The sequence below is a fragment of the Hymenobacter aranciens genome, assembly GCF_030580865.1.
GTDB lineage: Bacteria > Bacteroidota > Bacteroidia > Cytophagales > Hymenobacteraceae > Hymenobacter > Hymenobacter aranciens.
Genome location: NZ_JAUQSY010000015.1, coordinates 21,340 through 43,724 on the forward strand (window position 1 = coordinate 21,340; position 22,385 = coordinate 43,724).

Annotated in this window: 12 protein-coding genes; 4 read left to right on the forward strand and 8 right to left on the reverse strand. The window is 63.6% G+C overall.

Features of this window, described 5'->3' with window-relative positions; genetic code table 11:
* Nucleotides 1–27: 27 nt before the first annotated feature.
* Nucleotides 28–816, reverse strand: a complete 789-nt coding sequence (locus Q5H93_RS19275; RefSeq protein ID WP_369811068.1) for a class I SAM-dependent methyltransferase — start codon at nt 814–816, stop codon at nt 28–30.
* Between the two features lie 160 nt (nt 817–976).
* Here Q5H93_RS19275 and Q5H93_RS19280 point away from each other — a divergent pair, with 160 nt between their 5' ends.
* Entirely contained in the window at nt 977–1,654 is a 678-nt protein-coding gene (locus tag Q5H93_RS19280) for a hypothetical protein (RefSeq protein WP_305008291.1), read from the forward strand.
* Between the two features lie 78 nt (nt 1,655–1,732).
* Here the strand turns inward: Q5H93_RS19280 and priA are convergent, their stop codons facing one another.
* Nucleotides 1,733–4,276: a replication restart helicase PriA gene (priA, locus tag Q5H93_RS19285; RefSeq protein WP_305008292.1), complete on the reverse strand. Its 2,544-nt coding sequence runs from the start codon at nt 4,274–4,276 to the stop codon at nt 1,733–1,735.
* A 258-nt stretch (nt 4,277–4,534) separates the two neighbouring features.
* Complete coding sequence (locus Q5H93_RS19290; protein WP_305008293.1) at nt 4,535–5,521, reverse strand: hypothetical protein; 987 nt, start codon at nt 5,519–5,521, stop codon at nt 4,535–4,537.
* A 774-nt stretch (nt 5,522–6,295) separates the two neighbouring features.
* On the opposite strand from Q5H93_RS19290, the gene Q5H93_RS19295 reads away from it, so the two are divergent.
* On the forward strand, nt 6,296–11,404 hold the full coding sequence (locus Q5H93_RS19295) for a T9SS type A sorting domain-containing protein (protein ID WP_305008294.1): 5,109 nt from the start codon (nt 6,296–6,298) through the stop codon (nt 11,402–11,404).
* Between the two features lie 81 nt (nt 11,405–11,485).
* Here Q5H93_RS19295 and Q5H93_RS19300 read toward each other — a convergent pair whose 3' ends face one another.
* The 5 genes from Q5H93_RS19300 to rpsF form a co-directional block, all read right to left on the reverse strand.
* Nucleotides 11,486–13,552: a thioredoxin domain-containing protein gene (locus Q5H93_RS19300; protein ID WP_305008295.1), complete on the reverse strand. Its 2,067-nt coding sequence runs from the start codon at nt 13,550–13,552 to the stop codon at nt 11,486–11,488.
* Between the two features lie 68 nt (nt 13,553–13,620).
* Nucleotides 13,621–16,200 carry a GSCFA domain-containing protein gene (locus tag Q5H93_RS19305; RefSeq protein ID WP_305008296.1) on the reverse strand — a complete coding sequence of 860 codons (2,580 nt, stop codon included), beginning with the start codon at nt 16,198–16,200 and terminating at the stop codon, nt 13,621–13,623.
* Between the two features lie 96 nt (nt 16,201–16,296).
* Nucleotides 16,297–16,740, reverse strand: coding sequence for a 50S ribosomal protein L9 (rplI, locus tag Q5H93_RS19310; protein ID WP_305008297.1), 444 nt, complete (start codon nt 16,738–16,740; stop codon nt 16,297–16,299).
* A gap of 93 nt (nt 16,741–16,833) precedes the next feature.
* Nucleotides 16,834–17,109: a 30S ribosomal protein S18 gene (rpsR, locus tag Q5H93_RS19315; protein WP_305008298.1), complete on the reverse strand. Its 276-nt coding sequence runs from the start codon at nt 17,107–17,109 to the stop codon at nt 16,834–16,836.
* An 11-nt stretch (nt 17,110–17,120) separates the two neighbouring features.
* The gene (rpsF, locus tag Q5H93_RS19320; protein ID WP_305008299.1) at nt 17,121–17,498 is read right to left on the reverse strand and encodes a 30S ribosomal protein S6; all 378 of its coding nucleotides are present in this window, start codon (nt 17,496–17,498) and stop codon (nt 17,121–17,123) included.
* A gap of 375 nt (nt 17,499–17,873) precedes the next feature.
* Between rpsF and Q5H93_RS19325 the strand changes: the two genes are divergently transcribed.
* On the forward strand, nt 17,874–19,172 hold the full coding sequence (locus Q5H93_RS19325) for a cytochrome c3 family protein (protein WP_305008300.1): 1,299 nt from the start codon (nt 17,874–17,876) through the stop codon (nt 19,170–19,172).
* A gap of 165 nt (nt 19,173–19,337) precedes the next feature.
* Nucleotides 19,338–22,337: a TAT-variant-translocated molybdopterin oxidoreductase gene (locus tag Q5H93_RS19330; protein ID WP_305008301.1), complete on the forward strand. Its 3,000-nt coding sequence runs from the start codon at nt 19,338–19,340 to the stop codon at nt 22,335–22,337.
* Nucleotides 22,338–22,385: the final 48 nt, after the last annotated feature.

A 22,385-nucleotide genomic window follows, 5' to 3' on the forward strand; every position in this document is an offset into this window, starting at 1 on the left:
AAAGGTCGGGTAGAAGCCGCGCTTGGCTTACTTCCTTTTAAACAACAGCAAGTGCTGCTGCGGCAGTGAGCTCACATTCTGCACCAATTCCAGCCCGATGGCGGTCATTTCCTTCTGCACCTGGGCCACGCTCATCTTGTGGATGCGCTTGATGGGCACGTTCATATCCTCGGCGCGGTACTCGACCAGGGCGAGGCGGCCGGTGCCGGGCTTCAGGGCCCGGGCGATGGCCTGGCCCATCTCGCGGGGGTGGTCAAACTCGTGGTAGGCGTCGACGATGAGCACCAAATCGACGCTGTCGGCGGGGAGGTGCGGGTCGGTGGTGGTGCCGAGCACGGGGCGCACGTTGGGGGCTTTGCGTTTGGCCTTGTTAGCGCTGAGGGCGGCAATCATCTCGGGCTGAATGTCCACGGCCAGCACCTGGCCCTGGGGGACTTTCTGGGCCAGCTGGAAGGAGAAGAAGCCGGTGCCCGCGCCAATGTCGGCCACCACGTCGGTGGGCTTGAGCTTGAGCTCCTTGATAAGCAGGTCGGTGCCTTCCTCCTGGCGGCGGCCGTTGCGTTCGAGCCAGTCGGCCCCCTCGTGGCCCATCACGTGGGCAATCTGCCGGCCCTGGTAGTAGCGGGCGATGCCGTTGGGGTCGCGGGGCGGGGCGTCGAGGTAGCCGGCGCTATCGGGCAAGGCCCGGCGGGCCATGCGGCCCTCCGCCAGGGGCGAAGGGCGGGTTTCGGTGGGTATCTGGGTGCAGTTGCTGGCCAGGAAAGCCATGCCGCCACAGGCCGCCGCCACGCTCCAGGTCCGAAGAGATACTATCATAGGGGTTGCAAGTACGCACATCTGGCGGGTTTAACAACAATAGGGCGCCCCGCGTTCAGCCCCGCGCCCGGCAAAGATGCGGGCCGCGCCGCCATTGCCAAAACCGCATCAGACATAAAAAAATAGCCAAATGTTCGCTCCCGTCGCGTTTCTGCCGTAGATGCTCCTGTTTTACTTACCCACTTACCTCATCTCGCCGATGAAAAACCTGTTTTCCTCCTTCTCCTCGCTGCTCGTAGCGGCGGCCTGCGCCCTCACCCTGGGCAGCTGCAACCGCGCTGAGTACGCCATGCTGCCGCAAGGCGCCTCCTACCTGGGCAGCACCCGCGTAGCCACGCCCGCCCCGGCCCCCAAGCCGGCCGTTGCGCCCACTGAGGTGGCCGCTGCCCCCACCGAGGCCGCCGTTGCCGCTCCCAAACCCGCCGTAGCAGCGGCCCCGGCCGAGGCTACGCCCTCTACTTCGAACGTAGCCGAAGTATCGTCGCCCGCCGCGACTATCCCGGCAGCCACGGCCGCCGCCCCGGCAGCGCTGGGCAGCACTGCCGCCATCAGCACGCCCACGGCGCCCGCCAAGATGACCCGCGTGCAGCGCTTCGCGGCCAGCAAAGCCATCAAAATGATGAGCAAAGCCAGCGGCGTTACCCAATTTAAGGAGAAGCTGGACGTGGCCAAGACCCAGAAGGTGAGCGGCAACCTGCGCACCGGCATCATCCTCATTCTGATTGGCCTCATCATCTCGCTCTTTAGCCGGGTAAACAGCATCTTCGGGCTCATTGGCGCCATCATCGCCATCATTGGCCTCATCTTCATCGTGCTGTGGCTGCTCGATAACATCTAGGCTGCCCTCGTTAGCTACCAAAAATCCCCGGCTGCGCTTGCGGCCGGGGATTTTTTTGTGAAGCGCCGCGCGGGTGGGCTACATGGGGTCCACGTCGGGCACGAGGCGGGCCTGGCGGAACTCCTTCTGGTCCTTCACGGCGTCCATGGCTTCGGTAATCATCAGCTTGGCGTGCTTGAGCACGGTGTGGGCGCGGTCGAGCTTGATGGTGATTTCCTGGATGTAGAAGTTGCGGATGCGGAAGATGTAGGGGGCTTCGGGGCCGAGCACGGCGGCGCGGCCGAGGCGGTCGACGAGCTCGCCGGTGAGGGCGATGGCGGCTTGCTCGCAGAGGCCCTGCTCCATGTGCTTCACCGTCATTTTGATGATGCGCATGAAGGGCGGGTAGCCGTGCTCCTGCCGCTGCATGATTTCGTAGTTGTAGAACTCGAGGTAGTCGTTGCGGATGACTTTGTCGAAGATGACCTGCGTGGGGTCGGAGGTTTGGATGAGCACCTTGCCCTTTTTGCCTTTGCGGCCCGCCCGGCCGCTCACTTGCACAAACATCTGGTAGGCCCGCTCGTGCGCGCGGAAGTCGGGGTAGTGAATAATGCTGTCGGCGTTGATGATGCCGACGAGGCTGACGTTGGCGAAGTCGAGGCCCTTGGTCACCATCTGGGTGCCGACCAGCACGTTGGTCACCTGCTTCTCGAAGTCGCTGATGATTTGCTGGTAGGCGTTTTTGGCGCGGGTGGTGTCGAGGTCCATGCGCTGCACGCTGGCTTGCGGGAGCATGATTTTGAGGTCGTCCTCAATCTTTTCGGTGCCGAAGCCCACCGTTTTCACGGCGCGGGAGCCGCAGGCGGGGCATTTGGTCACCATGCTTTCGTGGTAGCCGCAGTAGTGGCAGCGTAGCTCGTGCGAGTGCTTGTGATAGGAGAGGCTGACGGCGCAGTTGTTGCACTTGGGAATCCAGCCGCAGTCCTGGCAGGCCACCACGGGGGCGTAGCCGCGGCGGTTCTGGAACAAAATGACCTGTTCCTTGGCCCCGAGCTTGCGCTCAATCTCCCCGAGCAAATCGGCGGAGAAATGGTTGTGCATCGTCTTCTGCTCGCGCTGCTTGCGGGTGTCGATGAGCTCGATGTCGGGCATGCCGGCTTCGCCGAAGCGCTTGCTGAGCGTGACGAGGCCGTAGCGGCCCTGTTTGGCCTGGTAGTAGGTTTCGACGGCGGGGGTGGCCGAGCCCAGCAGCACCTTGGCGCCCTGGAAATTGCCCATCATCAGGGCCACTTCGCGGGCATTGTAGCGGGGGGCGGGCTCGTATTGCTTGTAGGAGGACTCGTGTTCCTCGTCCACGATAAGCAAGCCCAGGTTATCGAACGGCAGGAACACCGCCGAGCGTACCCCAATTACCACCTGGAACCGCCCGGAGAGCACGCCGTTCCACACTTCCACGCGCTCATTGTCCGAGAACTTGGAGTGGTAGATGCCCAGGCGCGAGCCGAACACCCGGAGCAGGCGGGTGACTATCTGGGTGGTGAGGGCGATTTCGGGCAGCAGGTACAGCACCTGCCCGCCGCCGTCGAGGGCCTGCCTTATCAGGTCGATGTAAATCTCGGTTTTGCCGGAGCCCGTCACGCCATGCAACAGGACGATATCCTTCTCGCCGAAGTAGGTCATTATCTCGTCGCGGGCCGCGGTCTGGCTTTCGCTGAGCTCAAACTGGATGTGCGCGATGGGGTTTTCGTCCATCGGGAACCTACTTACTATCTGGTCGAACTGCTCGAGGATGCCGTTCTTGATGAGGGTGTTGACGGCCGAGGGCGAGAGGTGCGGACTGCTCGTGAGGTAGGCTTTTTCGAGGCCCCGGTGGTTGGCATGCTCGTCCTGATACACGGGCACGCGCTGGAGGTACTTCATGAGCACGTCCAATTGCTTGGGCTTCGACGTCAAATCCTCAAACAGGCGCTCCAGATTGCTTTCGGTGAGGTGCCGGCCGTGCAGGCGCACCTTCTTGAGCACCTTGGGCGAGTACTTATCGGCGGTGTGCTCGAAGAGGAAGATGGCTTCCTTGTGCATCAGCGACTTGATGACCTTGTGGAAGGAGGCCACGCCCAGCAGGTCGCCGACTTCGGTAAACGTGAGCGACTTGGCGTCCTCCAAAGCGCCCAGCGCGTCCAGGATTTTGTCTTCCTGGCTGGTCATGGGGTACTCATTGGTGTCCCTTTCGAAGGCCGGGTGCAGCTGGATGCGGCTTTCGGAGCTAAGCTTGAGGGCTGAGGGCAGGGCGGCGTTGATGACCTCGCCGAGGGTACACAGATAATACTCCGCCATCCAGCGGAAGAGCTTGAGCTGGGGCTGGGTGACGACCGGGGCGTCGTCGATAAACTCCAGAATGTACTTGGCCTGGTACTCTTTGGGCGCCTGCTCGTGCACGGCAGCCACAATGCAGCTCAGGGTTTTCTTGGCGCCAAACTGCACGATGACCCGGCCCCCGATGACGACTCTATCGTTCAGCTCGAAGGGCACGCGGTAGGTGTAGAGGCGGGGCAGGGGCAGCGGTAGAATGACATCGACAAACAGCGTGACGCGGTCGGCGGTGGGCGTCTGCTGGTCGGAGATAAAATCGAGGGCGAGGGTCAAAACGCGGGGGCAAGTAGGAATAGTAAAGATACGTCTGGCGGCGGGGCCACGAAAAAGCCCCGCCGGGGCGGGGCTTTTAGCCGCGAGGGGCACGGTGCCGCGCACCCCACCCCCCGGCCCCCTCCCCTTTGGGAGAGGGGGAGCCTATCGGTTGCCGACAGGGGCCTGCCTGCCGGCCATAGGCGCCACCCTGGCTCCCCCTCTCCCGAAGGGGAGGAGGCCAGGGGGGGGGGCGCACGGCACCGCGCCGGTAACTTGCTACTCACCCACCTCCAGCACCCGGATTTTGAGGCACACTTTGGCGGCAGTGTCGTTGATAACCACCAGCTCCTGGTCGCCGGCCTGCACCCAGCCCAGGCTGGCGGCCTTGCAGCGGTGCGGCTTGTTCTTGTCGGTGGCGGCGAGGGCGGTGCCGCCGTCGGGCGAGTAGGGCATGGCCGGGTTGTGCAGCAGCACGCGCACCGGGCCGCCGGGCGCCTCGATGGTGATGCTCAGGCGGCGGCCGGCCGAGAGCATGCTATCGAGCACGAGGGCCTTGATGGTGGGGGCGGCCCCGGTGCCGGGCTGCAGGGTGAGGCTGCGCTCCTCGGGGCCGTCGGGGTAGAGCAGAAACAGGCGGCGCTGCACGGCATCGGTGCGGTAGGCCACCACGGCGGCCTCGGCCACGAGGCGGCAGAGGTTCCAGAGCTCCTCAAATTCGCGGCCCGTGTTGCTGGTAGCCACGCTGGTGGTGCCTTCGGCCACGCGCTGGCTGGTGGTGTCGGTCTGGGCCAGCCCGGTGAGCCCTATCAGGCGGTCGAGCTTCTCTTTCGCCATGCCCCCGTTCAGCAGCGCGTCGTAGCGGGTGGTCAGGGCGGCCACGGCGCTTTGCATCACCTTCAGCACCTCCACGGGGTTGGAGCCCGCCCGGGTGTACTTGCTGTGGCCGAAGTATTCGTCGGGGGCAGTGTCCTGCGGATAGGCCTTTTTGGCGTAGTAAAACAGGTCCTGCATCAGCCCCCGGGCCTCCTTGATGTGGGCGTTGCGCTGCACGGTAAACTGCGAGTCGGCCGCGCGCAGCTGGGCGTAGCTGGGCAGCAGCACCGCCGCATCGGTCTTGGTTTTGAGGTCTGCAAACCAGCCCATGGTGAGCTGGTTGTCGGCCCCGGCCAGCGTGGTCTGCCGCAGCACGCCCAGGGCGTAGAAGTCGTAGGCCCGCTGCACGATAACATCGTGCGGTATGGTGGTAGTAGTGGTGGTACTCATAAACTGAAAAAAAATTGGTGAGCTGCAAAGCAAAGACAGGTTTCTTAAAAATACCCCCGTAAAAACACCTGTTTTCAAATTATTTTTAGCCGAAAACCCACTTTTTTTCGCTGATTGGCGCAAAATGCCACTCCGCGGAGGCCAACATGCCATCCGCGGAGGCCAACACGCCACCCGCGGAGGCCAACACGCCACCCGCGGAGGCCAACACGGTACCCGCGGAGGCCAACACGCCACCCGCGGCGGATAACACGGCACCCGCGGAGAATAACACGGCAGCCGCGGCGGCCAACATGCCACCCGCGAAGCCTGCGTTGTGCGGCGCGGTGGCCAGTAACCGGAGCCGGGTGGGCGCCCTGCCGCTACGGGAGGAAGGAAAGCCGGGCGCGGGGGGCTGCAACGCCGGGCGCCGCCCCGCACAACGCTGCGGGGAGCGCGCGCCGCGCCGCCTGCGGCCTGCCGGGGCCGCCCTGGGGGAGGCTAAGCGGCAGAAGGGGGGGGCACCGGGCGTAGGGATGCGGGCATAGCCTGAACACGCGGGGACACCCGGGGGAAAGCAGGGGCGCAGGGGCAGGCAGATGCGGCCGGCGCGGGGCCGGCCGTACATTATTTTGGTAATTGGGGCTGAGTGGGGAACTTTTTGGGAGAAGACGAAAAAAAGCGGGAAGAATGGCGGTGTTTTTGCTGGGTGCAAAAGGTCGTTTTGGCTGCCTATCTGCTTGAGTGGTAGCCGGGCGAAGCGTGCTTTCTTCTTACCTAAACCCTCTTTTTCACATGCAGCAACTCTTACCTACTGTTCAACGCTGGGCGGGCGCCGGCAAGCGCTGGCTGGGCCTGCTACTACTCCTTAGTAGTAGTGCCGCCTGGGCCCAAACCAACGACGACTGCGCCCAGGCCGTGCCCGTGGCCGTGAGTGCCAACTGTGCCATCCCCGTAAACGGCAGCGTGGCCGGCGCTACCCAGAGCGTGGCCCCCACCACGGGCTGCGGCTTCAACGTGACGGCGGCCAACGACGTGTGGTACTCCTTTGTGGCCACCGGGGCCAGCCAGCTCATCACCCTGGCGCCGCGCTTTGCGGCCATCATGGACATTCGCTCGGGCGACTGTGCCGCCACCACCAGCGTGTTCTGCGCCCAGGTGTTTCAGGGCAACACCAACCCCACCACGGTGCCCGGCCTCACGGTAGGGCAGTCGTATCTGCTGCGCGTGTATGCCACGGCGGCCACCCCGCCCGCGGGCATCAACAGCACCTTTGCCCTGTGCATTGCGCCGGGGGCCAGCACGGCCGTGCCGGTGAATGATGATTGCGCCGGGGCTATCGACGTGCCGGTGCAGGCCAACGGCATGTGCGGCGCCCTGACCGTGGGCGACAACACCGGCGCCGGGGCCAGCGCCGGGGTGCCCGTGCCGGGCTGCGGCCAGTATGTGGGCGGCGATATCTGGTTTAAAGTGACCGTGCCGGCCTCCGGCAGCGTGACCGTGCAGACCGTGGCGCCCGCCTCGGGCAGCCCCATTAACGATACGGGCCTCGCCGTGTACAGCGGCAGCTGCGCTAACCTGAGCCTGGTGGGCTGCGACGACGACGGCGGGGGCGGCACCGGCTACTCCCTGTACACGGCCACCGGGCGCACGCCCGGCGAGGTGCTGTATGTGCGCGTGTGGGAGTTTGGGGGCAACGTGGTGGGGCCCATTGGCCTCTGTGCCCGCACCCCGCTGGCCCCGGCCAACGACGAGTGTGCCGGAGCCCGCCCCCTGCTGGTGAGTGCCACCTGCAACCCCATGGGCGGCTCCCTCGAAAACGCCACCCAGAGCCTGGCCCCCACCACGGGCTGCGGCACGCTGGCCACCGTCACCGATGTGTGGTACAGCTTCGTGGCCACGGGCGCTACCCAGCTGCTAACCACCACGGCCAACTTCCAGCTGGCGGTGGATGTGCGCGCCGGCACCTGCGCCAGCAGCACCAGCGTGTATTGTGCGGTGGGCTTCGGCAACCAGCCGCGCATCATCAGCGGCCTCACGGCCGGGCAGCCGTACTACCTGCGGGTGTATGCCAGCGGCCAGCAGCCCACGGGCGCCAACAGCGGCTTTACGCTGTGCCTGGGCCCGCCCCCGGTGGGCCCGGCCAACGACAACTGCGCCCAGGCCGTGCCTTTGGCGGTGGGGGCCACCTGCGGCACGCCCACGGCCGGCACCGTGGCCAATGCCTCGCAAAGCCTGGCGGCCGTGACGGGCTGCGGCAACGTGGCCACGGCCAACGATGTGTGGTATAGCTTCGTGGCCAATGGCGCAACGCAGAACCTGGCCTTCACGGGCCTGTTTGTGGCGGTGCTGGAAGTGCGCTCGGGCACTTGTGCCAGCTCCAGCAGCGTGTCGTGCACCACGGTGTTTAATAACCAGACGGCCGTGCTGACCGGCCTGACGAGCGGGCAGACCTACTTCCTGCGCTTGTACGCCAACAGCGCTGCCACGCCCCCCACGCCCACCTTCACGGTGTGCCTGAGCACCGGCCCCACGCCCCCCACCAACGACGAGTGCGCCGGCGCCATTGCCCTGCCGGTGAGCAGCACCTGCGCCAACCCCACCGCCGGCACCTACCTCACCGTGGGCCAGAGCCTGCCGCCCACCACGGGCTGCGGCAACGTCACCATTGCCCGCGACGTGTGGTATGCCTTTGTGGCCACGGGCGCCACCCAGACCGTGAACCTGGCTTCGACCTTCGGGGGGGTGGTAGATGTGCGCTCGGGCAGCTGTGCCAGCTCCAGCAGCGTGTTCTGCGGCACCGTGTTTACCAATACGCCGCTGGTGGTGACCGGCCTGAGCACCGGGCAGGCCTACTACCTGCGCCTCTACCCCAGCACCAACATTCAGCCCACCGGCACGCAGGCCAACTTCACCATTTGCCTGACGGCGGGCCCCGTGGCGGCGGCCAACGACGAGTGTGCCACGGCCGTGCCGGTGCCGGTGGTGCAAAGCTGTGCCACTTCGACCAACGGCACGGTGGCCGGCGCCACCCAGAGCCTGCCCGGCACGGCCGGCTGCGGCGGTGGCACGGCCGCGGCCAACGATGTGTGGTATAGTTTCGTGGCGGCGGCCCCGGCGCAGCTCATCACGCTCACCTCGCGGTTTGCAGCCGTGCTGGAGGTGCGCAGCGGCACCTGCGCCAGCTCCAGCAGCGTGTTCTGCAACTTCATTCAGGCCAACGCGGCCACCGGCACGGTGGCCGGGGGCCTCACCACCGGCCAGACGTACTACATCCGCATCTACTCGGGCACTAATAACCCGCCCACGACGGCCAATTCGACCTTCACGCTGTGCATCAACCCGGCCCCCACGCCCCCGGCCAACGACGAGTGCGCCCAGGCCGTGCCCGTGCCCGTGACCACCAGCTGCGCCAGCCCCGTGAGCGGCACCGTGGAGGCCGCCTCGCAAAGCCTGAGCCCCAGCGCCAACTGCGGCAACGCCGTGCTGGCCCAGGATGTGTGGTATCGCTTCGTGGCGAGTGGCGTGACGCAGCTCGTGACCCTGAATGCCCGCTTTATGGCCGTGCTCGACGTGCGCACCGGCCCCTGCGGCGGAGGCGGCAGCCTCGTGTGCACCGCCATGAACATGACCCCAAACAACACCGTGCTGGTGGGCGGCCTCACGGTGGGCAACACCTACTACATGCGGGTGTATTCGAGCTCCAACGTGCAGCCGGCGCCCCTCAATGCCACCTTCACGCTGTGCGTGCAGCCCGGCCCCGTGCCCCCCGCCAACGATGAGTGCGCCGCCGCCGTGCCGCTGGCCGTGGGGGCCACTTGCACGCCCACCGCGGGCACGCTGGCCAACGCCACGCAGAGCCTGGCGCCCAGCAGCACCTGCGTCGGCGGCAACGGCAACGCCCCCGATGTGTGGTATAGCTTCGTGGCCGGCGGCACCAGCCAGAACGTGACGGTAGAGGCCCGCCTCGCGGCCACCGTGGAGGTGCTGAGCGGCACCTGCGGCACCCTCAGCACCATCTTCTGCAACTTGCAGCGCAGCCCCACGCCCGTGACGCACCTGGTGGGCGGCCTCACCGCCGGCCAGACCTACTACGTGCGGGTGTACGGGGTCGACCTGGCCCCCCCGACGGGCGCGCAGGCGGCCATCACCATCTGCGTGACGCCCGCGCCCCCCGCCCCCGCCAACGACAACTGCGCCGGGGCCATTGAGGTGCCCGTGCAATACGGCAGCACCTGCACCAGCCCCGCCACGGGCAGCAACCTGGGCGCCACGGCCAGCCCCGGCGTGCCCGCGCCGGGCTGCGCCGTCTACACCGGCGGCGACATCTGGTTTAAAACCACCGTGCCGGCCTCGGGCACCCTCACGGTGCAAACCGTGCTGGCCGCCACCAACGACGTGGGCGACACCGGCCTGGCCGTGTATGCCGGCACCTGCGCCAGCCTGAGCCTGGTGAACTGCAACGACGACGGCGGCGGCAACCTGAAGTCGCTGCTGCAGCTCACGGGCCGCACGCCGGGCGAGGTGCTCTACATTCGGGTGTGGAGCCTGAACAACCGCACGACCGGCAACCTCGCCGTGTGCGTGACGTCGCCCATGCCCACCTGCGCCGACCCCACGGCCCTGACCACGGCCAACATCACCCCCGGCGGGGCCGACCTGAGCTGGACGCCCGGGGGCACGCCGCCCACCGGGGCCACCTACACAGTGGTGTACGGGCCGCAGGGCTTCGACCCGCTGACTGCCGGCACGTACATCGTGGGCCTCATCTCGCCCACTGTGACGCTCGCCAGCCTCACGCCGGGCACCAACTACTGCTTCTACGTGCAGCAGCTGTGCCCCGTGGCCGGCAATACCAGCGCGCTGGTGGGGCCGGTGTGCTTTACGACCACGGCCGCCGTGGGGTGCCCCGTGCCCACGGCCGTGACCACCGGGGCCGTCACGGCCACCACCGCCGCCCTCCGCTGGACGCCGGGCGGCGCCCCGCTCATCGGCACTACCTACGACGTGGAGTATGGCGCGGCGGGCTTCACGCTGGGCACCGGCACCGTGGTGGCCGGCCTCAGTGGCCCCGCCACCACGCTCGGCGGCCTCACGCCCGCTACCAGCTACTGCTACTACGTGCGCCAGGTGTGCCCTGCCCCCGTGGGCGGCAGCAGTGCCTGGGTGGGCCCGGAGTGCTTCACTACGGGCACCGTGCCGCCCGTGCCGGCCAACGATGAGCCCTGTGGGGCCACCGTGCTGCCGATATCGCCCAATACGCAGCCTCTCATCGTAATAAATGGCACCAATGTGGGGGCCACTACCAGCACCCAGCCGGGCGTGGGGGGGGCTGGCTGCTCGCCAGCCACTGCTCTGCAGGATGTGTGGTTTACGGTGGACTATGCGGGCGGCCTGCTTCGCTTTGTCGTGACGGGTGCAGCCGCCGGCATGGTGCGCATCTTCTCGGCCCCCGACTGTGCGGCCGGCCCGTTCACGCTTGTGCATTGCGAAGGCAGTGGGGCGGCCAATACGGTTGTTGCGCCCTTTAGCGTGCCGAACCTTATTCCCGGCCAGCGCTACTATGTGGCCGTGAGTGGCTACGCCACGGGCGATACGCCGGGCACCTTCGGCCTCTCGTTCTACGATGTGATGCTCGGCACCCGCCACACCCTGGCTGCCGACGTCCTGCACCTCTTCCCCAACCCCAGCCACGGCGCCCCGCTGACTATGCGCCTGAGCAGCCTGCCCACCCACGGCACCGCGGTGCTCCTCAACGCCCTGGGGCAGGAGGTACTGCACACGGCGGTGCCCGCCGGCAGCTCCGAGCAGCGCCTGCCCACCGAAAAGCTGGCCGCCGGCCTCTACACCTTGCGCATCGTGGCGGGCGCGGGCGTGGTGAGCCGCAAAGTGGTGCTTGATTAAGATTTAACTGTTGCAACTCATGGAAAGGAGCCGGGCAATGCCCGGCTCTTTTTTGTTGAGAAGCCCGTACGGAAGGCCGTTTTAGAGGGCGGCCAGGGCCTCGGCGGCGGTATGCACCGGGGCGAGGCAGGCGTGGTGTCGGCACACGTGGATGGCGGTGCGATTATCCGCCGGCAGACGGTGCAGGCGCAGCAGGGGCAGGTCGCTGCCGGTTTCGGTGCCCGCGAGCACGGCGTCGGGCAGGAAGCGCTGGCTGATGTCGGCCCGGAGCTCATCGGCCTCGGGGCCGACGATGGCAATTTCGGCCCCGGGGCGCAGCACGGCGGCGTAGAGCGAGGCCCAGTTGCTGAGGTGCTGCGGCTCTTTGACCACAAGCGGGCGCACCCGGGCCAGCATGGCCAGGGCGAGGTCGCGGTATTCCGCGTTTTCGAAGTGGCGGCCGAGGCGGTGGAGGTTGTGCGCCATCACCGAGTTGGAGCTGGGGATGACGTTGTCGAACAGCTCCTTCTTGCGGGCAATGAGCGGCTCGGCGCTGGCGTCGGTGAAGAAGAATTGCTGCTCGGCGGGGTCGAAGAAGTGGGCCAGCACGTAGTCCGTCAGGGCGCGCGCCTCGTGCAGGTAGCTGTCGTTGAAGCTAACCTCGTACAAGCTCACGAACGCCTGGATAACCAGCGCGTAATCTTCCAGGAAGCCGCTGATACTGGCCTTGCCATTCTTGGCGGTGCGGTAAAGCTGGGGGCCATTGCGCAGGGTGCGTTGGATAAAGCGCGCGTTGCGCTCGGCCATCACCAGAAACTCCGGCTCGTTGAAGGCGCGGTAGGCGTCGCAGAGACCCTGCAGCATGAGGGCGTTCCAGCCGGTCAGGATTTTGTCGTCGAGCCCTGGCCGGATGCGGCCCACGCGGGCCAGCATGATGTGGTGCTTCCAGTTTTCGACCAGCGCGGGCACGGCCTCGGGGCTGAGCTGGTGGGCGGCGGCAAAGTCGGCGTCGGTTTGGCGGCGGTGCAGGATGTTGCGGCCGTGCTCCCAGTTGCCGGCAGCCGTGCAGTTGTAATAATCACTGAACAAGGGCTCCTCATCCCCCAGGATTTCGCGCAATTCGGCCTTGGTGAAGACGTAAAACTTGCCCTCTTCACCCTCACTGTCGGCATCGAGCGAGGAATAGAAGCCGCCCTCCGCATTGGTCAGCTCCAGGCGGACGAATTCAATGGTATCGTACACCACGTCCCGGAACAACTGCTCGCCGGTCACCTGAAAAGCCTCCGCGTAGAGGCTGATGAGCTGGCCGTTGTCGTAGAGCATCTTCTCAAAGTGGGGCACCAGCCATTCCTCATCCACCGCGTAGCGGGCAAAGCCGCCATGCGCCTGGTCGTAGATGCCGCCCCAGGCTATTTCGCGCAGCGTGAGCACGGTTTGCTCCAGCAAACGCGGGCTACCACTGATGGCATGGCCGCGCAGCAAAAACTTCCAGATGCTGGGCATGGGAAACTTCGGCGCCCGGTCCATGCCGCCAAACTGCCGGTCGAACTTCACCCCGAGGTTGTAGACGAGGAGCCTGAATTCTTCATCGCTCACGCCGGCCGGGCCAGCATCGGCGGTGGTTTGTGGCGTGTCATCCAGCTTCACATGCCCGCTATACTTCTCCAGCTCGCTGCGCCCCACAGCCTGGGCGAAGCGCTCCGCCGATTGGAGAAGCTCGGCGCGGTGCTCGCCGGCATAAGCCTGGCCGATGTTTTCGAGCAGCTTGGTCCAGTTGCCCTGGGGGAAATAAGTGCCGCCGTAAAACGGCTTGGCCTCGGCGGTGAGAAAGACATTGAGCGGCCAGCCCCCGCCCACGCCCATGGCCTGCACGGCATCCATGTAAACCTGGTCCACGTCGGGCCGCTCCTCCCGGTCCACCTTGATGCAGACGAAGTATTCATTCATCACCGCCGCCACGGCAGCGTTCTCAAACGACTCGCGCTCCATGACGTGGCACCAGTGGCAGGCGGCATAGCCGATACTCACGAGGATAGGCTTCTGCTCGTCCCTGGCGCGGGCCAACGCCTCCTCGCCCCAGGGGTACCAGTCGACAGGATTGTGGGCGTGCTGGAGCAAGTAGGGGCTGGTTTCGTTTGCCAGGCGGTTGGGGTGCATGTCGGAGGCCATAAGGGCAAGGTGATGTGGAGCGGAAACAAGAAACCCGGCCACATCGGCCGGGTTTCGGTATAAGTTGATTACGCTTTTTTGGTTGTCTTGCCAGCCGGTTTGGGCTTCGTCGCGACTGGCTTGGTAGCGGCCGATGTTTTCGGCGCTACTTTGGCCCTGGGTTTGGCCGGGGCCTCTATAGCTGGCTCTATTGGTGACGCTACTGCCGGTTTGGCCGCCCGGCTGCGGCTGGGGCGGGCCGGGGCAGCCGGCAGGGGAGGGGCGGCGGGCTCCGTTGCTACCGGTTCGGCCGGGGTGGCGGACACTGCCTGCACCTTGCTGCGTGAGGGCCGCACCCTGGCGGGCTTGGCGGCCGGCATTTCCGCTGCTGGTGCAGGCGTTGTGTTCACTGGGGCGGGCGTTGCTGCTGTGGCTGGCTCGGGCGCTGGCGCAGCGGCTACTGCGGGAGCTACCGGGACAGCTGGTTTCTTCGGGGCCTTGCGCCGGGTTGCTGCCGGGGCGGGGGGGGCGGCGTTGTCGCCGGGCTTCGGGCTTGCCGGAGTCTCTAGGAAGGCCGGCGTGGCTGGCGGCGTGTCCGTTACCGCTACGGTTGCGGCGGCTGCTTCCGGCACTGCCGTTGCCACGGCGGGCTTGTTGCCCTTGCCCCGGTTACGGTTGCGGCTTTTCTGGGCAGTGGGGGGCGCTACGGTCGCTGGTGCAGCACCGCCCAGGGCCTCCGTCTCTGTCACACTCATTTCGATAACCGGCAGCTCCGGCGTCGCCACTATCGTGGGCACTGCGGGCAATTCCGGCAGCGGCGGTGCTACTACTGGCGCCGCCTCTACTATTGAGCTATCCGCCACTGCCGGCGTATTGAACAGCACGCGCCGTCCGCCCCGTTTCACGGGCGTCGATTTCTGAATAACCGTCGACTTTTTACCCTCCCGGCGGCTGTTCCACTGCGGATTAGCATCCGGTATGCCAATCGTAGTGGTCGGCACTTCGGGCAGCGTCTCCGCCACCGTCGTCACCGATTGCGCCGCCTCCGGCAGTTCCACAGCCGCTACCGGCTCCACCATCTCAATTGCTGAAGTCGGGGTAGCAAAATCCACAACTTCCTCAGTTGTTCCAACTACCGTTGCGTCCGCCACGATGCCATCGGCCGGTATGCCTTCTGCCGCCAAGCGAGCCGCATGCTTGCGGGCTGTGCGCTTGGCCCCGCCGCGGCTGCGCCGCTTTTTCTTCTTCGGCTGGTTGTCCGGCAATACCGGGCTGGCATCTACCGTCGTCTGGGCTGCACTCGGCATGCCCAGGCCGAGCACCTGGAAAGCCGAAGCAGTGTCTTCCGCTAATTCCAGTGGCTGGGTAGTTTCAACTGCTTCTTCCTCTACTTCAAATTGTGCCGAAGCAACTTCTGCGGCTTCAACGGCAGGCGTAGGCTGTAGTGCCCGCTCGTCGCGATTGCGCCGGTCGTTGCGCCCACGCCGGTCACGGTCGCGGTTGCGCTGGCTGCGGAATTCTTCCGGCGACAAGCGGGCCGGCGGCGTTGCAGCCACTACCGTTTCAGTCGCCACCTGCAGTGTCGCATCAGCCTCCGTCGCTATTTCCCGCGCCGTTTCCACGCCGCCCACGTCAATCCGCTCCTCGCCGTCGTCCTCAATTTCCGGCTCCACAATCACCAGCGGCACCGGCAAAGCCGCAATGCGCTGCTCCACGTCCTGCAATTCCGCCGCCACATCCACCTGCTGCCCGGCCAGCCGCTGCAGCCGCTCGCGCGTAGCCTCCAGAAACTGCCGGTGCTCCGGCGCGCCGTCGTGCAAAGGCCGGTGCGTCAGCGACTGCCGTACCGACGCCCACTCCTTGCGAAAACGCCCAAAGTCCACGTCGAAATACGTCCGCGCAAACTTGTCCCAGATGTAGTCCTCCGCCACTTCCGATGGATGCAGCATGTCCGAGGCATAAAAGCGGTAGTCCCGCAAGTCGTCCATCAGCAGCTCAAACGCCGGGAAATACGCCACGCCCGGCAGCAGCTCGCTCAAATAATGACAAGCCACCCGCAGCACCGACTTGCTCACCGCATTCAGCGGCAGCGTGTCCTTAATATGCCGCACCGGGCTTATCGTCAGCACAAATTTTAGCTCCGGATTAATACGCCGCAAGTAAGCGTGCGTCTCGGCCAGCGCATTGATAATCTCATCGGGCGTCAATAATTCCTTATGAAATAAGTCAGCCGGCTGCTTGTGGCAATTATTCACCAGCTCACCGGTTTCGCGCAGGCGGTAGGCCCAGGCCGTGCCCAGCGTCAGCACCACCAAGTCGGCCCGGCGCACAAAGTCGCCCACCTGCTGCGCCAGCTGCTGAATGTACTGCAACAACTCCACCGGCGAAGCCGCTCCGATGCTACTGTGCAAATCGTAGCTCTGCCAGCGCCCGCGCGCCTCGGTAATGTGCTGCTGCCAATCCATTTCCTCCCCGGCGGCGGCCCGTAGCAACTGCCCCAGTATCAACGGCTGAAACACCGTGCCAAACGGGTTAGCCAGCGTTTCTACCTTATTAGCCGCTAGGCGGGCGCCAATGCTCTCCGCAAAGCAGGAACCTATAGTCAGCACGCGGGCCGTGCGCGAAAATTGCTGCGCCGAAGGCGCAATCGTAAGCTCAGTTCTAAACATCAGGGCAAAAATAGCCGCCAGCGCGGCGGCAACGCCAATAAAGCAAAAAGCCCTACCAGCAGGCAGGGCTTTTTGTAACATCAAGTGCAGCGAAAACTACTCGCCTACCACGCGGAAATTAACCGTGTGTTTCACTTCTTTGTGCAGCTGCGCCGTAGCGGTGTAGTCGCCGGCAGCCGAAGGCTCCTGGTCAAACGACAGACGCTTGCGGTCCACCTCCACGCCTTTGGCTTTCAGAGCCTCAGCGAGTTGCAGCGTGGTCACGCGGCCGAAAATTTTGCCGCTTTCGCCTACTTTGGCGCGCAGCTCCAGCACCATGTCACCGATTTGGTCGGCAATGGCTTGGGCGTCGCCTTTGATTTTATCTGCCTTGTGAGCGGCTTGACGCACGTTCTCGGCTACGATTTTCTTGTTCGTTTTGTCGGCCAGCATCGCCAGGCCTTGCGGCAACAGGTAGTTGCGGCCGTAGCCCGGCTTCACCGTCACCTGGTCGTTTTTGAACCCGAGGTTCTTAACGTCGTCTTTGAGGATAACTTCCATGTCTGTAGGGGAATTATGAGTTTTGAATTATGAATTATGAATTAGAAAGCCCGTCTAAACGAGACTTTTAACTCAAAAGTCAAAATTCATAATTTATTTCAGAGCGTCGGTTACGTACGGCATCAGTGCTAGGTGGCGGGCTTTGGCCACGGCCTGGGTCACTTTGCGCTGGAACTTCAGGCTGGTGCCCGTCAGGCGACGGGGCAGCACGCGGCCTTGCTCGTTCACGAACTTCAGCAGGAAGTTCGGGTCTTTGTAATCCACGTACTTGATGCCGTTTTTCTTGAAGCGGCAGTACTTCTTGCGCGTGTCCACCGGCTTGTTGCCAGCGTTGCGGTCGTTGTTGTTGCGGTTGTTAGTAGTTGCCATGTCAGAATAGATTATTGAGCTACGGCCTCTTCTTTCGCAGCTTTCTGCTGATTCATTTCGCCGTTGCGACGACGCTGGTTGTAGGCCACTGCGTGTTTGTCGAGCACCGTGGTCAGGAAGCGGATAACCCGCTCGTCACGACGGAACGCGAGCTCCAGCGTGTTGATAACGGCACCACTTTCGGCGGTAAACTCGACTACGAAGTAGTAGCCAGTGGATTTCTTCTGAATCGGGTAAGCCAGCTTGCGCAGGCCCCAAGCCTCAGTAGAAAGAATGTCGGCGCTATTTTCCTTAAGCACCTGGGTGAACTTCTCGACCGTCTCTTGCACTTGGCTCTCGTTCAACACGGGAGTCAGAATGAAGACCGTCTCGTAATTTCTTACTTCCATTACGACGGGGTGAAAATATGGGGGTGAAAAATTTGATTGGGGCGCAAAGGTACTGACTTTCGGGCAGATTGCCAAGTCCTGATTAGATATTAGTCCGTACACGGCTTTCCCGGCGCCGCTACCGCCTCCGCAACCCCCTTAGCCTAAGTGCCACCGACGTTATTTTTCAGGTCTCTGCAGCCATATACTAAGGAGTAAACTGGCCGCATGAGGCTGAACATAGCTTTTGCGCTTATTTATCCTTTTTCTAAATAAGCCCCGCAGAGCCATTAGAGTGCCAAAAAAGCCTCCTCCGCTTTTGCTGCCCGCGATTCCTGCCCTACATTTGTGGCCTTGAAATACCCCTGCGTTCTGTTTTCCCTGTCTGTTTCGACTATGAGTAGCCCTCGACTCCGCGTACTACCTCATCTGTTACTAGCCCTGTTTCTGACCTTTGCCGGCACCTATCAGGCCTCGGCCCAGGATGCGCAGGCCGTAAGCAAAGAAGGTGTTACCCCCGGTGCCACGGATGGCGCTGCGCCCGCTACGGGTGGTGGCGATGCCGCCGCCATTTCGGCCGGCGATGCCCTTTTCAAGGGCAACTGCGCCCAGTGCCACGCGGTGAATGATAAAGTGGTGGGGCCTGCCCTCGCCGGCGTTGAAAAGCGCCGTCCTATCTCCTGGCTCATCCCTTGGGTGAAGAACTCGAGCAAAGTAGTTGCCAGCGGCGACGCTTATGCTGTGAAACTTTTCAATGAGTACCAGAAGCAGCAGATGCCCAGCTTCGCCCTCACGGACAAGGAGATTACCAGCATTTTCGCTTATGTCAAATCGGCAGAAGGCGGCACTAAACAAGCTGAAACGCCTGGCGGTGTTACCACCGAAAACAGCCCTAAAGCCGACGAAGGCGGCGCTGCCAAATACGTTGACATCCTCCTCATCGTCCTCGTAGTAGTGCTGATTGTGCTGGTTGTGACCCTCGTCATCATCGGCAACCTGATGCGCGACGTGCTGCGTGGTCGCAAAGACCTCAACGGCCGCGACGTGGAAGTGCTGGAGCAGCGCACCGACTGGAGCAAAATCTACCGCTCGCCCGTGTTGCGCGGCATCGTGGGTACCGTGTTTGCGCTGGTGCTGCTCTATGAAGGCGTACAACAAGTAATGGCCGTGGGCCTGACCCAGGGTTACCAACCCACCCAGCCGATTGCCTTCTCGCACAAGCTGCACGCCGGCGAGCATCAAATCAATTGCGCCTATTGCCACACTTCGGTGTACAAGAGCAAGTCGGCCAACATTCCCTCGGCCAACATCTGTATGAACTGCCACTCGCAGATTAAGACGGAGTCGCCCGAAATCAAGAAAATCTACCGCGCCATCGAGCGCAAGCAGCCGGTGCAGTGGGTACGTATCCACAACCTGCCCGACCTCGCTTACTTCAACCACTCGCAGCACACCCAGGTGGGCGGTCTCGAGTGCCAGACCTGCCACGGTCCCATCGAGAAAATGGACGTGGTGTACCAATACTCGGCCCTCACCATGGGCTGGTGCATCAACTGCCACCGCGAAACACCGCTCAACACTAAAGGCAACGGCTACTACGATGCCCTCGTGAAGCTGCACGACTCGAAAAATGCCGGTGCTCCCTTCACCGTATCGTCGAACGGCGGTACCGAGTGCTCGAAGTGCCACTACTAAACGGTTAGGACTTCCGAAAACGAAGCGCCTGCCGGTCACCCGATAACGCTTCGTTTTCAACCTTACCACCCTCTTTGCAAAAGTTTTAGCCTACTTATATTACTTATGGGCCGCGCGCCCTGGCCTTGCCAGCGCGAAAGCACCCAAGTCCCTAAGTCCCCGACAATGAAGTACTGGAAAGGAATTGAGGAGCTGGAGAATTCACCGGAATTTCTGCAAACTGCCTTCTCGGAGTTTGCACCGATGAAGGACCTGCATCCCAGCAGCGACCCGACGGCAGCCCCGCGCCGCGACTTCCTGAAGCTGATGGGTTTTGGCGTCGCCGCCGCCGCGCTGGCTTCCTGCGAAGCCCCCGTGCGCAAGGCCATTCCGTACCTCAACAAGCCGGAAGAAGTTGACCCGTCCATCGCCAACTTCTACGCCTCGACGTACTTCAACGGCGCCGACTACAACGCCGTGCTGGTGAAAAACCGCGACGGTCGGCCCATCAAGCTGGAGGGTAACCCCGAGTCGCCCATCACCCGCGGTGGCCTCTCGGCCCGCGCCCAGGCCGCCGTGCTGAACCTGTACGATGGTGGCCGTTTGCAGCATTTCGCCATCAAAGGGCAGAAATCGACGCCGGAAGCGCTTGACCGTGAAGTAATGAGCAAACTGGGTAGCGCTGGCCGTATTGCCATCGTGTCGCCCACCATCATCAGCCCGAGCACCAAACGCGCCATCGCCGAGTTTGCCAACCGCTACCCCGGCACCTCGCACGTCATGTACGATGCGCAATCGGCTAGCGGCCTGCTGCAAGCCAACAGCGGCGTGCTGCCGAGCTACAACTTCGAGCGCGCCAACGTCATCGTAAGCCTCGGCGCCGACTTCCTCGGCACCTGGATTTCGCCGGTGGAGTTTGCCCGTCAGTACGCTACCACCCGCAAGGTGAGCAGCGAGAAGCGGACCATGTCGCGCCACTACCAGTTTGAAACCGCTATGTCGCTTACCGGCTCCAACGCCGACGTGCGCGTGCCGGTGAAGCCTTCGGAGCTGGGTGCTGTGGCTGCTGCATTGTACAATGGCATCGCCGGTGGCGGCTCAAGCAGCTATAGCAACCCCAAGCTGACCAAGGCCATCAGCGACCTGCAAGCCAATCGCGGCGCCAGCCTCGTGGTTTCGGGCTCGAACGACCCGGCCGTGCAAACACTGGTAGCCGCTATCAACCAGACGCTGGGCAACGTAGGCACCACCGTAGACCTGGCCGCGCCGAGCATGGTGCGTCAGGGTGACGACGCCCGCATGAATGCGCTGGTAGAAGATATCATCGGCGGCCGTATCGGCGGCGTGATTTTTTACCACGCCAACCCAGTGTTCAGCCACCCGATGGGGGAGAAGCTGAAAGCCGCCATCCCGAAACTGGGTCTGTCCATCTCGTTCAACGACCGGCTGGACGAAACCGGCAGCCTCTGCCAGTACGCCGCTCCCGACCATCACTGGCTGGAGTCGTGGAATGACTTCGAGCCCAAGCGCGGCTTTCTGAGCCTCGCGCAGCCCGCCATCACCCCGCTGTTCTCGACCCGCCAAGCGCAGGAAACCCTGCTCCGCTGGGCCGGCAACAATACGACGTATTACAACTACGTGCGTAACGGCTGGCGCAATGTGCTGGGCGGCAATTTCAATGCCGCCTGGGACAAAGCCGTACACGACGGCGTAGCAATGGGCACGGCCCTGGCCGCCGCTCCCGCTCCGAGCGCCGCCGCTATGAGCGCTGCCGAAGCACTGGGCCAACTGGGCAGTGCCAAAGGCAGTGGCATTGAACTAACTGTTTATGAGAAAGTAGGCCTTGGTGCCGCGGGCTTCGAGTCGAACAACCCTTTCCTGCAAGAGCTGCCCGACCCGGTATCGAAAGCTACTTGGGGCAACTACCTCGCCGTGCCGCGCAAAATGGCCGTTGAGCAGAAGTGGGAGCAGGGCGACGTAATTAAGGTAACGGGCAATGGTAAGACCATCGAGCTGCCCGTCCTGATTCAGCCCGGCCAGGCCAATGGCACCGTCAGCATCGCCCTCGGCTACGGCCGTGAGATGGCAGGTAAAGTAGGCGACAAAGTGGGCGCTAATGCTGCCCCGTTCATGGGTATTGCTACGGTGACGCTGGACAAAACCGGCGCCAACTCACCCATTGCCCAGACGCAGACGCACCACACCATCATGGACCGGAGCCAGGTGGTGCAGGAAAACTCGCTGGCGAATTACATTAAAGACCCCAAAAAGGTCACGGAGTACGAGACGATTGTCACGCCGGACGGCGCGGAGAAACCCAGCAAGGTTTCGCTGTGGCAAGACTATCAGTACAACAACCACCACTGGGGTATGGCCATTGACCTCAATTCGTGCATTGGCTGCGGCTCGTGCGTGATTGGGTGCCAGACCGAGAATAACGTGGCCGTAGTGGGCAAGCAGGAGGTTATCAACCGCCGCGAGATGCACTGGATGCGCATCGACCGCTACTATTCCTCGGATGCTCACCGCACCGACTTCGACGAAAAAGGCAAGCTGGCGACCTACGCCGCCATGGAAGACCCCTCGGAAAATCCGCAGGTTATCTTCCAGCCGATGATGTGCCAGCACTGCAACCACGCGCCCTGCGAAACGGTGTGCCCGGTACTGGCTACCACGCACAGCTCGGAAGGTCTGAACCAGATGACCTACAACCGTTGCGTGGGTACCCGCTACTGCGCCAACAACTGCCCGTACAAAGTGCGTCGCTTCAACTGGTTCTCGTACTACTCGAACGAGAAGTTTGAGAACGTGAACGGCCACATGTTCACCGACCTCGGCCGCATGGTGCTGAACCCGGACGTGACGGTGCGCGCCCGCGGCGTGATGGAAAAATGCTCGATGTGCGTGCAGCGCATTCAGCTCGGCAAGCTCGAAGCCAAGAAGCAGAAGCGTCGTCCGATGGATGGTGAAGTGGTGACGGCCTGCGCTCAGTCGTGCCCCACCGAAGCCATCGTGTTTGGCGATATGCGCGACCCCGAGAGCCGCATCAGCAAGCTGCTGAAGCGCGAGGACGGCGAGCGCGCCTTCCACGCCCTCGACACCATCAACGTGCAGCCGAACATCACGTATCTGACCAAGATTCGTAACGCCGCATCCGAGTTTTTCCCCGAAGAAAAAGAAGCTTAATCAATAAGTTAGGAAGGCAGGGCCGCCCACGTCCCAAGCACCCACGAC

Bases quoted from the DNA above. Each gene is read 5' to 3' on its own strand.
- Q5H93_RS19275 (WP_369811068.1), bottom strand. From the start codon at position 816: ATGATAGTATCTCTTCGGACCTGGAGCGTGGCGGCGGCCTGTGGCGGC.
- Q5H93_RS19280 (WP_305008291.1), top strand. From the start codon at position 977: ATGCTCCTGTTTTACTTACCCACTTACCTCATCTCGCCGATGAAAAAC.
- Q5H93_RS19290 (WP_305008293.1), bottom strand. From the start codon at position 5,521: ATGAGTACCACCACTACTACCACCATACCGCACGATGTTATCGTGCAG.
- Q5H93_RS19295 (WP_305008294.1), top strand. From the start codon at position 6,296: ATGCAGCAACTCTTACCTACTGTTCAACGCTGGGCGGGCGCCGGCAAG.
- Q5H93_RS19300 (WP_305008295.1), bottom strand. From the start codon at position 13,552: ATGGCCTCCGACATGCACCCCAACCGCCTGGCAAACGAAACCAGCCCC.
- Q5H93_RS19305 (WP_305008296.1), bottom strand. From the start codon at position 16,200: ATGTTTAGAACTGAGCTTACGATTGCGCCTTCGGCGCAGCAATTTTCG.
- rplI (WP_305008297.1), bottom strand. From the start codon at position 16,740: ATGGAAGTTATCCTCAAAGACGACGTTAAGAACCTCGGGTTCAAAAAC.
- rpsR (WP_305008298.1), bottom strand. From the start codon at position 17,109: ATGGCAACTACTAACAACCGCAACAACAACGACCGCAACGCTGGCAAC.
- rpsF (WP_305008299.1), bottom strand. From the start codon at position 17,498: ATGGAAGTAAGAAATTACGAGACGGTCTTCATTCTGACTCCCGTGTTG.
- Q5H93_RS19325 (WP_305008300.1), top strand. From the start codon at position 17,874: ATGAGTAGCCCTCGACTCCGCGTACTACCTCATCTGTTACTAGCCCTG.
- Q5H93_RS19330 (WP_305008301.1), top strand. From the start codon at position 19,338: ATGAAGTACTGGAAAGGAATTGAGGAGCTGGAGAATTCACCGGAATTT.